Origin of the sequence: Sinorhizobium sp. B11, assembly GCA_039725955.1 — a bacterium.
Taxonomy (GTDB): Bacteria; Pseudomonadota; Alphaproteobacteria; order Rhizobiales; family Rhizobiaceae; genus Rhizobium.
Map to the genome: position 1 here is coordinate 2,422,185 of CP091034.1, position 14,807 is coordinate 2,436,991.

General features: G+C 61.9%; 16 protein-coding genes and 2 pseudogenes. 5 read left to right on the forward strand and 13 right to left on the reverse strand.

Features of this window, described 5'->3' with window-relative positions; all coding sequences use genetic code 11:
- Positions 1-88: 88 nt before the first annotated feature.
- Complete coding sequence (locus LVY75_21885; GenBank protein ID XAZ21480.1) at positions 89-397, reverse strand: MliC family protein; 309 nt, start codon at positions 395-397, stop codon at positions 89-91.
- Between the two features lie 409 nt (positions 398-806).
- Between LVY75_21885 and LVY75_21890 the strand changes: the two genes are divergently transcribed.
- Complete coding sequence (locus LVY75_21890; protein ID XAZ21481.1) at positions 807-1,007, forward strand: hypothetical protein; 201 nt, start codon at positions 807-809, stop codon at positions 1,005-1,007.
- 74 nt (positions 1,008-1,081) lie between these two features.
- Here LVY75_21890 and LVY75_21895 read toward each other — a convergent pair whose 3' ends face one another.
- The 7 genes and pseudogenes from LVY75_21895 to napE form a co-directional block, all read right to left on the reverse strand.
- Entirely contained in the window at positions 1,082-2,017 is a 936-nt protein-coding gene (locus LVY75_21895; protein ID XAZ21482.1) for an alpha/beta hydrolase, read from the reverse strand.
- Positions 2,018-2,240: 223 nt separating this feature from the next.
- A pseudogene (locus tag LVY75_21900) lies at positions 2,241-2,858 on the reverse strand (NapC/NirT family cytochrome c).
- Positions 2,855-3,247, reverse strand: a complete 393-nt coding sequence (locus LVY75_21905; GenBank protein XAZ25798.1) for a nitrate reductase cytochrome c-type subunit — start codon at positions 3,245-3,247, stop codon at positions 2,855-2,857. Before LVY75_21905 ends, LVY75_21900 begins: the two are co-directional and overlap by 4 nt.
- Before the next feature lie 71 nt (positions 3,248-3,318).
- Positions 3,319-5,824 (reverse strand): annotated as a pseudogene (napA, locus tag LVY75_21910) (periplasmic nitrate reductase subunit alpha).
- Positions 5,799-6,080, reverse strand: coding sequence for a chaperone NapD (locus LVY75_21915; GenBank protein ID XAZ21483.1), 282 nt, complete (start codon positions 6,078-6,080; stop codon positions 5,799-5,801). Before LVY75_21915 ends, napA begins: the two are co-directional and overlap by 26 nt.
- Positions 6,073-6,591, reverse strand: coding sequence for a ferredoxin-type protein NapF (gene napF / locus LVY75_21920; GenBank protein XAZ21484.1), 519 nt, complete (start codon positions 6,589-6,591; stop codon positions 6,073-6,075). The genes LVY75_21915 and napF overlap by 8 nt, the downstream gene beginning before the upstream one ends.
- A 9-nt stretch (positions 6,592-6,600) precedes the next feature.
- Positions 6,601-6,810, reverse strand: a complete 210-nt coding sequence (napE, locus tag LVY75_21925) for a periplasmic nitrate reductase, NapE protein (protein XAZ21485.1) — start codon at positions 6,808-6,810, stop codon at positions 6,601-6,603.
- Positions 6,811-7,049: 239 nt separating this feature from the next.
- Here napE and LVY75_21930 point away from each other — a divergent pair, with 239 nt between their 5' ends.
- Positions 7,050-7,511, forward strand: coding sequence for a DUF805 domain-containing protein (locus LVY75_21930; GenBank protein ID XAZ21486.1), 462 nt, complete (start codon positions 7,050-7,052; stop codon positions 7,509-7,511).
- A 222-nt stretch (positions 7,512-7,733) separates the two neighbouring features.
- Entirely contained in the window at positions 7,734-8,390 is a 657-nt protein-coding gene (locus LVY75_21935; protein ID XAZ21487.1) for a glutathione S-transferase family protein, read from the forward strand.
- 50 nt (positions 8,391-8,440) lie between these two features.
- Here LVY75_21935 and LVY75_21940 read toward each other — a convergent pair whose 3' ends face one another.
- The 4 genes from LVY75_21940 to LVY75_21955 form a co-directional block, all read right to left on the reverse strand.
- The gene (locus LVY75_21940; GenBank protein XAZ21488.1) at positions 8,441-8,827 is read right to left on the reverse strand and encodes a cupin domain-containing protein; all 387 of its coding nucleotides are present in this window, start codon (positions 8,825-8,827) and stop codon (positions 8,441-8,443) included.
- Complete coding sequence (locus LVY75_21945; GenBank protein XAZ21489.1) at positions 8,824-10,305, reverse strand: 4-hydroxyphenylacetate 3-monooxygenase; 1,482 nt, start codon at positions 10,303-10,305, stop codon at positions 8,824-8,826. Before LVY75_21945 ends, LVY75_21940 begins: the two co-directional genes overlap by 4 nt.
- An 11-nt stretch (positions 10,306-10,316) precedes the next feature.
- The gene (locus LVY75_21950; GenBank protein ID XAZ21490.1) at positions 10,317-10,841 is read right to left on the reverse strand and encodes a flavin reductase family protein; all 525 of its coding nucleotides are present in this window, start codon (positions 10,839-10,841) and stop codon (positions 10,317-10,319) included.
- 82 nt (positions 10,842-10,923) lie between these two features.
- Complete coding sequence (locus tag LVY75_21955; protein ID XAZ21491.1) at positions 10,924-11,604, reverse strand: GntR family transcriptional regulator; 681 nt, start codon at positions 11,602-11,604, stop codon at positions 10,924-10,926.
- 212 nt (positions 11,605-11,816) lie between these two features.
- On the opposite strand from LVY75_21955, the gene LVY75_21960 reads away from it, so the two are divergent.
- Entirely contained in the window at positions 11,817-12,521 is a 705-nt protein-coding gene (locus LVY75_21960) for an LssY C-terminal domain-containing protein (GenBank protein ID XAZ21492.1), read from the forward strand.
- A 137-nt stretch (positions 12,522-12,658) separates the two neighbouring features.
- Positions 12,659-13,864 carry a sodium/glutamate symporter gene (gene gltS, locus LVY75_21965; GenBank protein ID XAZ21493.1) on the forward strand — a complete coding sequence of 402 codons (1,206 nt, stop codon included), beginning with the start codon at positions 12,659-12,661 and terminating at the stop codon, positions 13,862-13,864.
- Between the two features lie 120 nt (positions 13,865-13,984).
- On the opposite strand, the gene LVY75_21970 is transcribed toward gltS, so the two are convergent.
- Positions 13,985-14,713, reverse strand: coding sequence for an SDR family oxidoreductase (locus LVY75_21970; protein ID XAZ21494.1), 729 nt, complete (start codon positions 14,711-14,713; stop codon positions 13,985-13,987).
- Positions 14,714-14,807: the final 94 nt, after the last annotated feature.

Sequence of the window (14,807 nt, forward strand, 5' to 3'; positions counted from 1 at the left end):
GCGCCACGAAACGAACAATGCGCAGCCGCAAAAGTTCCGCTTGTCGCGAAATCAGGCCTCTCGATGCAACCGGCCCGAAGGCGCCGGCTTACTGCACGTGGCAGCTGGTGGATCGCCCGGGCGCCTCCAGCTGCGCATCGTTGCCCTTGATCCAGAACAGCACGGTGCCGTCGGTGTAACGCGCGCCGGAACCGGACATGCCCTGCGGCAGACGGAAGCTCTTCCCGCCCGTGGTCAGCAGCACCGCGCTCGGCTCGGTCACGAAGCTTGCGGTGGCGCCTTCGCCGTCATCGCAGCGATAGATTACCGCCGCCTTGTCCTCGGCAAATGCCGGCGAAAGGCTCATCACAAGCACCGCACCTGCCAGAGCCAACGCACTGCTGTTCAACCTGCTCATGCCCGTCTCCCTCGGTTGGAAATTCTGCGAGGCCGACGGCAGATGGCGGCCGCGGCCTTGCCGGCGGAACGAAAACCCCGAAGGGATTTTCGGAAGACCCGTCTTCTATACCGCGACAGGCTCACCACCGTCAAAACGCCCATCCGGCCAGAGCCGTAGGCACCGCGAGCCGGCTTGGCGCCCGCACTGACGCCCATTCTGCAGCATGACCGATGGCGAAAATTGGCACCGGATGTCGAATTCGCGCCTGCTCGCGCGTCATCTTGCCAGGGAGGTCAAGGAGAACAGCGATGACGATGACCACGACCGCCTTCGAAGGTTCGCCGCCTCCGCCTTGCTTTTGTCACCACCTTGACATGTATTCTTTACAAACAACGCCTACCATAGGTTCGGACAAGGAGGACCAGCTATGAATGAGATGACCGCATCGGATATGCTGAGGGATCCGCTGATCCGCCAGATGCTGCGCGCCGACAGGATCAGCCTTGCCGCCTTCGCAACCCTGCTCGATACCGCCAGCCGGCAGCTGGCCCGCCGCGCCGGCGAGAACACTGCTCCGCGGCCCGCAGTTCCGGAGGCCCGATCCAGCGAGGCCCTTACCACCGCTTGACTTCCCCATGCCCGACAAGGGCAGCAACTTTCGGCTCGCCTTAGCCAGGCGGGCTTTTTTTTTGCGCGACGCCCTTAGGCGACCGCGATTGTGGACTGGCTCCCCTCACTGGTTTCGCCCGACGTCTTGTCCGCAAGATCGCCCGGCGTCTTGCCTGCAAGATCGCCCAGCATCGTCACCGCCAGATCGGAGGCGACATGATGCGGCATATGGCCGATGCCATCCAGCAGTTCGACCCGGGCCGCCGGATGCCTCTCCTGAAGCCAGTCGAGATGCCAGCGCGGTCCGATGATCCGGTCCTCACGGCCGAAGAGAACGGAAACCGGCAGATCGGCCGGCAGGCTCCGGAGCGGCTGCATGTCGCCGTTGAAGGCCCACAGTTCCTCGGCCATGGTGGCGATCGAGGCGGCATTGACCACATGCATGGCCGGCAGCGCGAAAAGCCCTGCGGCGACGGGATTGGGATGGGACGAGGTGCGCAGGCCGCGCTCGAGGAAATAGGACGACCAGCGGGCAATCACATGCTGGCGGATGACGGGGCCGACGAAGGGAGCGACGGCGCTGCGCAGCACGATCAGCGGCTTGAAGGGAACGGGCCGGCAGCAGGGCGAGATGAGAAACAGGCCTTTCAGCAGATCCGGCCGGCGGGCGGCCAGATGCAGGGCCGCCGCGCAGCCGATCGAGTGGGCAGCGAGCACCACACGCTCAAACGCCAGCGCCTCCAGCAAACGCTCCAGCCAGAAGGACTGGCCAAGCGGCCCGCGCTCGCCGGCAGGCAGTGCCGCGCTGAAACCATAACCCGGCCTGTCGGGCGCGATGATATGGAGGCCGCTGCCCGAAAACGGCATCATCACCTCCTCGGCGATACTGCCGCAACCATGCAGCAGCACGACGGGATCCGCACCCGCGCTGCCGCTTTCGAGCATATGGATCTGCTCGCGGCCGGTCTGAACGATCTTGCCGACCCGCGGGGAGACAAGCGGCGAAGGAACGGGCTGCACGTACATCATGACGGCGAAAACGCGGATGCCCCGGCAAACGTTCCAAGCCCCGGAAGCCTGCCGCTTTCAGAGGCTTGGAGCTGCGGACCTTCACACGCATGCCCTGCCCTTCATGCGACACCAGGCAGAGGCGCCGCAGCCGTCAGTTGTCGATGGCCACCGCATCGGCCGTGCCGAGATAGGCCGCGAGCTTGGCCCGCTCATGCCAGCCGGGATCGGCATTCCTGCCCATCAGCTCCGCCGGGACCTTCCAGCCCGGATCGACGCCTTCCATGTTCGGAAGCTCATGCGCGATTCCCTTGTGGCAATCGATGCAGGTCGCCTTGCCCGGCAGCAGGTATCGCGTGTGGATCTCGGCGGCGCGCACGGTCTGTTTCGTCAGGTCCATGGCGCCCATCGAGTGGCAGTTGCGGCATTCCAGGCTGTCATTGGCCTTCAGCCGCGCCCATTCGTGCTCGGCGAGTTCCAGCCGCTTGTCGAGGAATTTTTCGCGCGTGTTGATCGTCCCGAATATCTTGCCCCAGACTTCCTTCGAAGCCTGCATCTTGCGCGCGATCTTGTCGGTCCACTGGTGCGGCACGTGGCAGTCCGGGCACGTGGCGCGAACGCCCGAACGGTTCGAGAAGTGAACGGTGCGGCTCAGCTCCTCATAGACGTTCGTTTTCATTTCATGGCAGCCGGTGCAGAAGGCCTCGGTATTGGTCACTTCGAGCGCAGTATTGAAGGCACCCCAGAACATGACCCCGCCGACAAAGCCGCCGAGCGTCAGGAATGCCAGGCTGAGTGTCGTTGCCGGCGAGCGCAACAGGCGCCAGCACCACAGGACTATCGTTTTGATCCTGCCGATCATTGCTCGCTTCCCGCAGGCTTGAAGCCCAGCTCGCTCATATCCTTGAAGGTGTTCGGCACCAGCGGCTTCGCATCCGCCTGCGGCACGTGGCAGGCGGTGCAGAAATATCGCCGCGGCGAGACATCGGCGAGCATCTGCCCTTCGCGGGTCATGTAATGGGTGACGCTGATCATCGGCGCACCGGAGCCTTCCGTCAACTCGCGCCGATGGCAGGAGAGACAGCGATTGGCGTTCACCGTCAGCTGGTAGCCCTCGATCGAATGCGGGATGATCGGAGGCTGGTCCGGATAGTTCCGCATCTTCCTCATGTCATCGATCACCCATTTGGGTACGGGCTTCGCCTCCTTGCTCTCCATCGGATTCTCGTTGCCGGACAACGAGGGCACCATCTGCGCGAGCGTGACGGTGCCGGTGAGCAGGAGAAGGGCGACGGCCGCGATCGCCCGAGCGCGCCTGGAGATTAGGCGACCGGAAGAAGCTTGACTGCGCATTTTTTGAAATCCGTCTGCTTGGAGATGGGGTCGGTGGCGTCGAGCGTGACCTTGTTGATCAGCTGGCTGGCGTCGAACCACGGCACGAAGATCACGCCATGCGGCATGCGATTGCGCCCGCGGATTTCCACGCGGCTGATGATCTCGCCGCGCCGTGACTGGATGCGCACCTCCGCCCCCTGGTTGAAGCCCAGCTTCCTGGCGTCGTCGCCGTTCATGAAGCAGCGCGCACCGGGAAAGGCTCGGTAGAGCTCGGGAACACGCATCGTCATCGAGCCGGAATGCCAATGTTCAAGAACACGGCCCGTCACGAGCCAGAAATTGAACTCGTCATCGGGCGACTCGGCGGGCGGCTCGTAAGGCACCGCCAGGATGACCGCGCGGCCGTCCTTCTGCCCGTAGAACTTCAGCCCCTCGCCCGGCTTGACGTAGGGGTCGTAACCTTCGCGGTAGCGCCACCGCGTCTCCTTGCCGTCGACGACGGGCCAGCGCATGCCGCGCACCTGATGGTACATGTCGTAGGGTGCCAGATCATGTCCATGCCCGCGGCCGAAATGGGCATATTCCTCGAACAGACCCTTCTGGATGTAGAAACCGAAGGCCTTGGCCTCGCGGTTCTCATAGTCTGGCGAGACGTCCGTCAGCGGGAATTCGTCCACATTTCCGTTCTGGTAGAGCACCTGGTAGAGCGTCTTGCCCTTGTAGTCCGGGTTCTTGTCGAGGATGTCGGCGGGCCAGACCTCGTCGGTGGTAAAGCGCTTGGAAAATTCCACCAGCTGCCAGAGATCGGAGCGAGCATCGCCCGGCGCATTGACCAGCTGGTGCCAGACATGCGTGCGCCGCTCGGCATTGCCGTAGGCACCCTCCTTCTCCACCCACATGGCCGCCGGCAGAATCAAATCGGCGCTCATGGCTGTCACTGTCGGATAGGCATCCGAGACGACGATGAAATTGTCCGGGTTGCGATAGCCCTTGTAGGTCTCGTTGCTGGTGTTCGGGGCTGCCTGGACGTTGTTGTTGACCTGCACCCAGTAGAAATTCAGCTTCCCGTCATGCAGCATGCGGTCCTGCTCGACGGCGTGATAACCGGGCTTGTCCGGCAGCAGCCCCTCCGGCACCTTCCAGATTTCCTCGGCATGCTTGCGATGCTCGGGATTGGTGACGACCATGTCGGCCGGCAGGCGGTGCGCAAAACGTGCCGACCTCGCGGGCCGTGCCGCAGGCCGACGGCTGTCCCGTCAGCGAAAACGGGCTGTTGCCCGGCTCGGAAATCTTTCCCGTGAGCAAATGCAGGTTATAGACCATCTGGTTGGCCCAGACGCCGCGCACATGCTGGTTGAAGCCCATGGTCCAGAGCGACATGACCTTGGTCTTGGGATCGGCATAGAGTTCCGCGAGCTGCTCCAGGAAGGCGCTGTCGACGCCCGAAAGCTCGACCGCCTTTTCGAGCGTGTATTCGGAGACCATCGCCTTGAAGGCCTCGAAATCGATCGGCTCCATCTTGGCGGCGTCGGCGACACCCTTGGCCTTCAATTCCAGCGGGTTGTCGGGGCGCAGGCCGTAGCCGATATCGGTCGTGCCCTTCATGAACTTCGTATGCTTGTCGACGAAATCCTGGTTGACCCGGCCGGTCTGGATGATGTGGTTGGCGATGTAGTTCAGGATCGCGAGGTCCGAACCCGGCTTGAAGATCAGCGGTATGTCGGCAAGGTCCATGCTGCGATGCGTGAAGGTGGAAAGCACCGCGACCTTGACATGCTCGTGCCCGAGCCGCCTGTCGGCCACCCGCGTCCAGAGGATCGGATGCATCTCGGCCATGTTCGAACCCCAGAGCACGAAGGCATCGGCGTTTTCGAAATCGTCGTAGCACCCCATCGGCTCGTCCATGCCGAAGGTGCGCATGAAGGCGACCGCCGCGGACGCCATGCAGTGGCGCGCATTGGGATCGAGATTGTTGGAGCGGAAGCCCGCCCGCATCAGCTTCGTCGCGGCGTATCCTTCGAAGATGGTCCACTGGCCGGAGCCGAACATGCCGAGCGCCGTCGGCCCCTTTTCCTTGAGCACGCGCTTGGCCTGCGCCGCCATCACGTCGAAGGCTTCTTCCCAGGTGACGGGCTCGAACTCGCCGTCCTTGGCATAGACGCCGTCCCGCTTGCGCAGCAGCGGGCTCGTCAGCCGGTCCTTGCCGTACATGATCTTGGAGAGGAAGTAGCCCTTGACGCAGTTGAGGCCGCGATTGACCTCCGCCTCCATGTCGCCATGGGTGGCAACGACCTGGTTTTCCTTCACGCCGACCATGACGCCGCAGCCGGTGCCGCAGAAGCGGCATGGCGCCTTCGACCATTTGATCTCCAGCGCCGCCACCCCGCCGGGCACAGACTGCGCCGAAGCGGGCGCAGCGATGCCGGCGGCCGTCGCGGCAATCGCCGCCGCCTGCGCCTTCAGGAGATCACGCCGCGTGAGTTCGGTCGTCATCGATTGTCTCCTTCATTTCCAATGCCTGTTCAAAAACCATGTGGGCGGCGAGCACGCCGTCCATCGCCGAAATGCCGATCAGCCTTTCCCCGAGCACGCCGGAATGCGGCCCTTCGATCACCACGACGATCTTGCCGGGCACCGTCGCGTGAACCTCGACCCCTTCGATCGCAACCAGACGCGCCGCGACATCGCCGGTCAGTTCCGGGCGGGTAACGACGACGGCGCTGGAGACGTGATGGCGGCTGTCAGACATGGGCTGTCTCCCGATGGCGGGGTTTCATCGCGATTGCATCGGCCGGACAGACCGAAATGCAGGCGCCGCATCCCGTACAGGCATGCGCATCGAGCTCGGGAACGAACGGCCCGCCGAGCCGCGGCCAGAATCGGATGGCGCCTTCAGGACAGCTGTCGCGGCAGGCCTGACAGTCGACGTAATTGTTGGCGAGGCACCCGTCATCGATAACAGCATGATGGGCAAAGCTGCTGGCGGCACCTGCCGGAAAAACGCTCTCGGGACATCGTTCCGCGCACTGGCCGCAGAAGGTGCATTCCCCGAGCCGGAAATCCACGGTGGGAATGCCCGAACGGATCGAAATGATCTTGGTGGGACAGGCATCGACGCATGCGCCGCAGCCCGAACAGCTCCGAACGGATGTTTCAGTCGCTCCGGGGGGAAGTATCACCCCGGGAGGAAAATTCGTCGCCGGATCTGCCGATGACCTGCCGGTCAGAAAACCGCGTCGCGTGCGTGTCGAGAGAACCATTGGAGATCCTCACTCTGCCGAGCCGGGAGGTGCAGCCTTGACCTCATGCGGCCCCGGCGGCCCGTAGACGATCTGGTACATCCAGACCATGAAGCCGTAACCGCCGACGACCCCGACGGCGACGACGGGCCAAATCCCGAAAGCGAGCACGGCGAAGGTCAAAAGCTCCCGCCTGCGCTTCCTCTTGAACTCTGCGACAGAATCCGTGATTTGAGCCACAACGCCTCCCCAGAGTTGCCGACGCAACCATTATGACACTTTAGGCGTGTCAGGCCAATCACCATCTCCTGTCGCGCCATCGCAGGCGCTGCACGTCCAGGAATCGGGTACATGAGAAGGTGTATCGCAGGCCCGACCGGCAGTCCTTGACAGAGATCAAGGGGGCAGCCACTGAGATTTAATCCACGGAGCGGCCGACCGCGCTGCTTCGAAGCAATCGTCTAACTATGAGCGCGAGAGTGTTTTTTCTCGATCAGCGGCAAGGGGATTCAATGCTCAGAGCATTCTCGTTACACGGTAGGCTTGGTCGTCTTCGCTATTTCCTGTCCAACATGGCAGTCATCGCTTTCGCCGCGGCCGCGATATTCGCGCTCACTCGCCTACTGACGCCGGTCGGAACTCGGCAGACGATTCCTATGGTTGAGGCGTTGGTCGCCCTGACCTATGTGCTGGCTATCATCGCCAGCCTTTGCTTGATGGTGACGCGTCTGCATGACTTCGATCAGAGCGGCTGGTGGAGCCCTTCAGTCCTCTTGCTTCATTTGGTCTATAGCTATTACGAGGCGGTTGGCTCCCTGATCGGGGCAATTCTCACCGGCATTTTTCTGCTGGCGCTCCATCTTGCAATCATCCTCACTCCTGGCTCGAAAACTGCCAACCGGTTTGGCGAAGTGCCCGGCTCCGCCGGAGCGCCTGTTTAGGTTTGCTCGGCCGATAATGGCCGCCGCGAGCAAGCCCGGAATTTACGGAGATCAAGCGGCCGCATTGCTACCAAGTTCCGACGATTTCCGCCGTGATCCCGTGATATTGGGCCCGGCGGGGGATGTCGCGCAGGCATGACGGATAGCCAAGAACTAACATCCCGCTGTCGGATTCAGGCCCGCCTGCCCGTCTTCCAGACGGACAGATCACGGAGGACAGAAATGACGATCACCATTACCGCCTTCGAACGCTCGCCCGATCGCGGCAAGGGCCTTGCGCGCGACATGCGCGTGCGCTGGGCGCTGGAGGAAGCAGGCCAGCCCTATGATGTCCGCCTCGTCTCCTTCAAGACGATGAAGGAGCATGCCCATCTTGCGCTTCAGCCCTTCGGGCAGATCCCGACCTATGAGGAAGGCGATCTCGCGCTCTTCGAATCCGGCGCGATCATCCTGCATATCGCCCTCAATCATGGCGGCCTGCTGCCCGATGATGCCAACGCCCGGGCGCGCGCCATCACCTGGATCTTCGCCGCCATCTCCACGATGGAACCCGTCATCGTCGAGCGCGAGACCGCCAGATTTGAAGAGGGCAAGGAGAGCTGGTACCCGGAGCGGCAGGCCCATGTCGAAAGACGCATCCGCAAGCGGCTCGGCGAACTCTCCGCCCGGCTCGGCGATGCCGACTGGCTGGACGGAGATTTCAGCGCCGGCGACCTGCAGATGATCTCGGTGCTGCTGCGGCTGGAGGGATCGGCGCTGCTGGGCGAATATCCCAACCTCTGCGCCTATGTCGCACGCGGACAGGCGCGGCCCGCATTCAAGCGCGCCTTCGAGGCACAGAAGGCGGTGTTCCTGTGCGTATCGGCCGGCGGGCAATAGCCGGATCAGGCCGATGGGCTGCGAGGTTTTCGGCCGCCCTGCGTCAGAATCTATGGTGCGTCATAGTAGTGGACCTCCAGCAGCAGACATCCCGTCTCCGATCTGAATGGTCCGTGAAAGACACCGGGTGGACGACAGGCATAGGTATGGATGGAGAAGGTCGTCGCCAGTTCTGTTCCATCACCGACGATCAGGTCGCCCTCGAGCAGATAGACCTCCTCCCAGTAATCGTGGACAAACGGCCGATCGGTCCGCGCACCCGGGCTGAAGCGGAGCAAGCGGGTGCGGCTGCCTTTGCCCCCGGTCTCGTCCAGGCGTCCCGCCAGTATCTTCTGTTCGATGCCGGGCGGATAGCCGGAAGGACCATGCCAGCCGGTATCCATGTCGACGCGGTGGAACTCCTTGTGCTCCCGGAAGGCCGAAATCGGAGAGCTCATGCCGCCACCGCGGCATCGGCCGGACGCTCGCCTTCGAGCGAATAGGAATCCAGCATCTGGTCGACGAGCCTTGTGCCGGAATGCCAGTCGAAGGTGCGGAAACTGTGGTTGGTGGTGACGAAATTCGCCCCGGCATAGAACATTTCGTATTGTGTATGGCGCGAGGCGAATTCAGAGCCGATCGCATCCCAGGCCAGTTTGAACAGCTTCACCCGTCCTTCGGCGCTCGCTGCCGGTGATTGCTGCGTCCTCTCGATCAGCTCCTTCAGCTGCGGGTCGGCGAAATCGGCGACGCTCGAAGGCAGCATGATCAATCCGCCGCCCGCCAGTTCGCGCAGGGTCGAAATCACGGCGGGATAAAGTTTCTGGGTCAGCACCTGCGCCGAATAGAGCATGTGCGCATCCGGGATGAAATGGCGGCCGCGCATCTGCCCCTTGACCTCCATGGCGTGGACAAAGGCGTCGACCATCGCATTCTGGGCTGCCAGCGAGCCGAGGATCTCACGCACCTGCGGGAAATTGACGATGCCGTTGGTTTCGGCAATGCGATGCGCCAGCCCCGACAGGAAGCGCATCTTCACCATCAGGCGGATCTGTGCCTGATAGTTCTGCAGGACATGCGCCGGCGTGTCATGAAACTGCCGCTGGCACATCTTGATATCCTGGTTGATGAATACCCTGTCCCAGGGCACCTTGACGTCATCGAAATAGAGGACCGCGTCGTTCTCGTCGAAGCGACTGGCGAGCGGGTTGTCGAACACGCTCACCGCATGTTCCTCGTAGGATTTGCGGGACATGATTGTCATGCCGCGCGCATTCATCGGGACGGCGAAGGAGACGGCATAGGGCTCGTCTCCTTCCGAGAGAGGCTGGATGCAGGTCACGAGGACTTCGTTCGCCATGATCGCACCCGTCGCCAGCATCTTCGCGCCGCGGATCGTCAGGCCCTCCGCATCCTGATCGACGACACCGGCAGTCAGCGTGCGGTCCTGTTGCTGGCTTGCCGTCTTCGACCGGTCCGCCTGCGGATTGATGATCACGTATGTCAGGTAGAGGTCGCTGTCGCGGGCATGGCGATAATAGTCGGCCAGCGCATCGGCGCGCTTCGGATCATGATCCCGGAACACATCGATCCCCATCATCATGCCGGACAGGCAGGAGGCGACATGATCGGGAGCGCGACCAAGGAAACCGCAATGCAGCGTGGCCCATGTCTCCAGCGCCTTGCGTCGCTCCACGAGTTCCGCGTAGCTCGCCGGCATCTGCCAGATCCGGCTTGCGCGATCCCCGCTCTCCGTCTCGCAGGTCATGAGCGCCCGGTTCCGTTCTTCGCTCTGGAAGTCATAGAGCCGCGCCACGGACCGTACCGTTTCGCGAAAGGCCAGATGCGCGGTGACATCGCCCGCAACAGCGCCGTTGATGAACACCTGCCTGCCGTCGCGCAGGGCTTCGATATGCTGTGCACCTGTCTTCAACATCACTACCCCCTTCAATAGTGCGAGGCCAACGGCCACGATTGATCGGCGAATCTTTCATTTTCCAGGGCGGCGTAACGGCCCTTGGAAAAGACCAGCGGATGGCGGTCCCGGAATGTGCGGAACGAGATGACTTTGCCTATGAAAAGAAGATGGTCGCCGCCCTGATGGACGGCCCAATGCGCGCAGTGAAACACCGCCGCAGCACCCGGCAATACGGGACCGTGCCCTGCCCGGGTCTCGCAGGCGATCCCCTCCCACTTGTCGCTAAGCGACCGCGAGAAGCGGCCCGAAAGATCCGCCTGGTTTTCCGAGAGAACGTTGATCGTGTACGCCGTCGCCTGCTGCCAAAGCGGCAGGCTGGCCGCACGGCGATCGATGCTGAACAGGACCAGCGGCGGGTCGAGCGAGAGAGAATTGAACGAGCTGATCGTCACACCGAGCGTCTCCGTGCCGACGACACTGGTGACCACGCACACACCGGTCGGAAACTGCCCCAACGCCTGCCTGAATGCATTCACGTCGAAAACTGGTTCCATGTCCGGCCCCCGGTGCTGATCTGAATTATCCGATTGCCATTCCTGCTTTCCTGTCAGCCTTAAGTTCGCGTCCGTGCAGCGGCTATTCCGCAGCCCGAGAGACGGCAGCCCGGCCGCCGAAAGACGGTGTCCGCAATGCCGTCAGCGTCCTCGCCAGATGCTCGCCGACCGCCGCCACCGCCCGTCCCGGCTCGCCGGCCCGGATCGCATCGACAATTGCGCGATGTTCGACCAGGACCTCATCGATCCGGCTGCCGACGGAGATGGCATGCACGCCCATCCTGACCTGCCGATCCCGCAGGCTCTCGTAGAATGTTGCGAGAACCACGTTGCCCGCTGCCCGCACGATTGTCCGGTGGAATTCCCGATCGCTTTCGATGAAGGCGACGGGATCGTTGCGGACTTGTTCCTGCCGCGCGATCATGTCGTCCAATCCATCGGCGACGCTGCTGCCGAAACTGCTTGCCTGCTGCGCGCACCACTCTTCGACGAGGCGTCGAGCCTGCATGATATCGTCGATCTCGGCCTCGGTGATCGCCGCGATGTAAGCCCCCTTCTTCGGCATGATCTTGAGCAAGCCGTCGGCTTCCAGCCGCAGGAAGGCTTCCCGCACGGGAGTTCGGGAAACTCCGGTCTCCCGGCAGACCTGCGACTCCGTCAGGAAAGTCGTCTCATGGCGGGGCAAGGTCAGCACGTGCTGCTTCAACCAGGCATAGACCATGTCCTGGGCGGCATCCGGCTGCGAAGAGAATGAAAGCGACATGGACCTGCTCCACGAGCTGATAAACAACTTGTATACAACATGCGTATCAGAATTCAAGCAGTTTCTAATGAACGCTATCGTCGGCGAGACAGTCGACGTCCTGTGCGTTTGCTTTTTGCTTCGATCGAGATCGAGCGGACAACTGCAAATTATGAATGTCGCCACCGCATGTTCGGCGTATGATCCTCCCTGGCAATCTGGGGGGATTTCCAATGCGTCATCGCACGAGAATCCGCATGGCGACGAGATCAGTGGCTGCCCTGCTGTTCACATATTTGCTGCTTGCCTATTTCGTCATTCCCGAAATCTGGATTTTTCACGATGCCGACCGCGTTGCCAAAGTTGGCAACATGGTCACGACCACCGAGCAGGGTATTCCCGGCGACCCCATCAATGTCGGTCTTGTCGGTTCGAAGGAAGAGGTCATCCGGGCGTTCGCGGCGGCCGGATGGGATCCTGCCGACAAGATTACCCTGCGCACATCGATCGATATCGGACTGAGTGTGGTGCTTGATCGGCCTGATCTCGATGCGCCGGTGAGCCCCCTGCTTTTTGAGGGCAGAAAACAGGATCTGGCTTTCGAAAAGCCCGTCGGCAAAAGCGCCGACGAACGCAACCATGTCCGTTTTTGGCTGACCGAACAAACCGGCCCAAATGGCCGCCCGCACTGGCTGGGCTCGGCAAGTTTTGATCGGGGCGTCGGCTTCAGCCACGACACCGGTCAAATCACGCATCATATCGGCCCTGATGTCGATGCAGAGCGAGACCTTGTCATCAGCGATCTTCTCAAGGCCGGGCAACTTTTGTCGAGCTATGAGATCAATGGCATCGGACCGACCAAAGACGGTCGCAACGGCGGCGGCGATCCCTATTTCACCGACGGAAAGGCTCTCGTCGGCGTGCTTCGAAACCAGTAACGGGCAGCAGAAGCCGGATGCCGCACGATGTCCCCGGGAGCAGCGAGGGGGCGAAACAATATTTTCACTGGTTCAGTCAAAGCGCGTGTGTCAGTGTTTTGCAACCGATACGGCGCGTCTGGCGGTGAAGGTGGCACATGTCGACAATACAAGTCCCGGGACTGCTGTCGTTCACCATAGCGATCCTCGTGTTCTTCGCCGGCGCGAACCTCAATCGGCTCATCCCTGCCCTCACCCGCTGGAGCATCCCGGAGGCAGTCACGGGCGGGCTGCTGGCAGCACTCGTGACGCTCGTCGCCTACGAGTTCTTCGATATCGAGATCAGCTTCGAGCTTGCCGCACGCGACATGCTGCTGCTTTACTTTTTCACCGGCGTCGGCCTGAACGCGCGGGTCTCCGATCTCTTTGCCGGGGGCAAGCCGTTTCTCATCCTGCTGGCCCTCACGCTTGCGTTTCTTGTCATCCAGAACCTCCTTTCCATGGGGGCGAGTGAAGTGCTAGGCCTTCCACAAGGCATGGCAATCCTTCTCGGTTCGATCTCACTGATCGGCGGGCACGGCACGGCGATTGCCTGGGCACCTGTCGTGTCGAGCCGTTTCGGTCTCACCAATGCTCTCGAAATCGGCATTGCCAGCGCAACGCTCGGCCTCGTCGTCGCCAGTCTGATCGGGGGACCAATCGCGCAGTATCTAATCGCCCGGAATGGCCTGAGCGGCCCCAAGGACGAGGAGCTGACGATCGGCGTGTCGCGGGATGCGGCTGCCGGCCAGGAAGACGATGTCAGCTACATCGGCCTGTTGCGCACATTGCTGGTGACAAATATTGCCATCATCATCGGCTACGCCCTGCACGAGATTATCCTCGAAGCCGGGATCAATCTGCCGCTGTTCGTCGTCTGTCTGCTGGTCGCCATCGTGATGACGAACAGCATTCCGATCCTGGCGCCGAGCCTGCCCTGGCCGACCCACACCCGCGGTCTGGCGCTCATATCCGATCTCTCTCTGAACGTATTCCTGGCGATGTCTCTGATGAGCATGCAGTTGTGGGCCTTGAGCGGACTAGGCCTTTCGCTCGCGATCGTGCTGGCGGTTCAGACGCTTGCGGCCATCGTCTACATCATCCTCGTCGTGTTCCCGGCCATGGGGCGCAACTACAATGCGGCGGTCATTTCCGCCGGCTTTTGCGGGATTTCGCTCGGAGCGACCCCCACGGCAATAGCCAATATGACGGCGGTCACCAAGATCCACGGAGCAGCCACTATCGCGTTCATCATCCTGCCGCTCGTCTCCGCCTTCTTCATCGATCTTGCAAACGCAGCAGTGCTTGGGTTCCTTGTCCGGTGATTGGTCCTGCTCTCTCTGTGTCGTGATGCGAGGAGATCGCAATGGCCGATGCGTGGAACAAGGGCCATCTTGAGCGGGGGGCAGCGGTGTTGCCGCTGCCCCTCATGAAGGCCCTATCGGTCAATGCGCATAGCGATTAGCCGGCAGGATCGACTCGGCACGAGTCCGGTCGGCCGCCATCGACCAGATTTCCTCGGCAAGTACGTCGGGATCGATCGTCGTGAAGCGCCGATCATCGAGCGGCAGGCCATTTGCGGCCGCAATGCGAAGGCCTGTGGAATTGTCGATCATGGCACCGATGTGGAGCATCCCGGCGAACACGCCGCGCGCCTTGATCTCTTCGTGGAGGCCGAGGATGTAATTGCGTGTGGCGGCAAAGGCCGGGCCTGGGCCGCTCAATCCGGGCATTGGCGTCACCGCCGAAAGACCGTCGGCGACGATGATCGCCCCATTGCCGCGAGCAAGCATACCCGGCAATACCGCGCGGACGACTTCGACTGGAGCCAAGGTCAGGATATTGACGAGTTCCTTGAGCAAGGCTGCCGTCAGATCGACAGCCGGAAGCATACGAAAGCTGCCGACAGGCGCGAAAACGGCGGTGTGAATCGGACCTGACTTCTCTTCGATCTTTTCCACCAAAGCCGCGATTGCGTCGATCTCATTGAGATCGCCGGGAAAGGCGGCCGCTTCTATGCCCTGCGCCGACAGCTCGGACACCCTTTGGTCCAGAGACTGGGCGTTGCGAGCGACGAGGGCGACGCGGAACCCGGCCTTTCCATAGCGCCTTGCGACGAAAGCACCCAACCCTGTGCCGGCACCAAAAATCGCGATTGTTTTCCGGTCAGTCATAACATCTCCTGTGGTAGTATGTTTTACTGACTAGATATGTTTGCTAGACTGCGTCCGCACAAGAACGCATAATTTTAGGGCCTGGTCACATGGA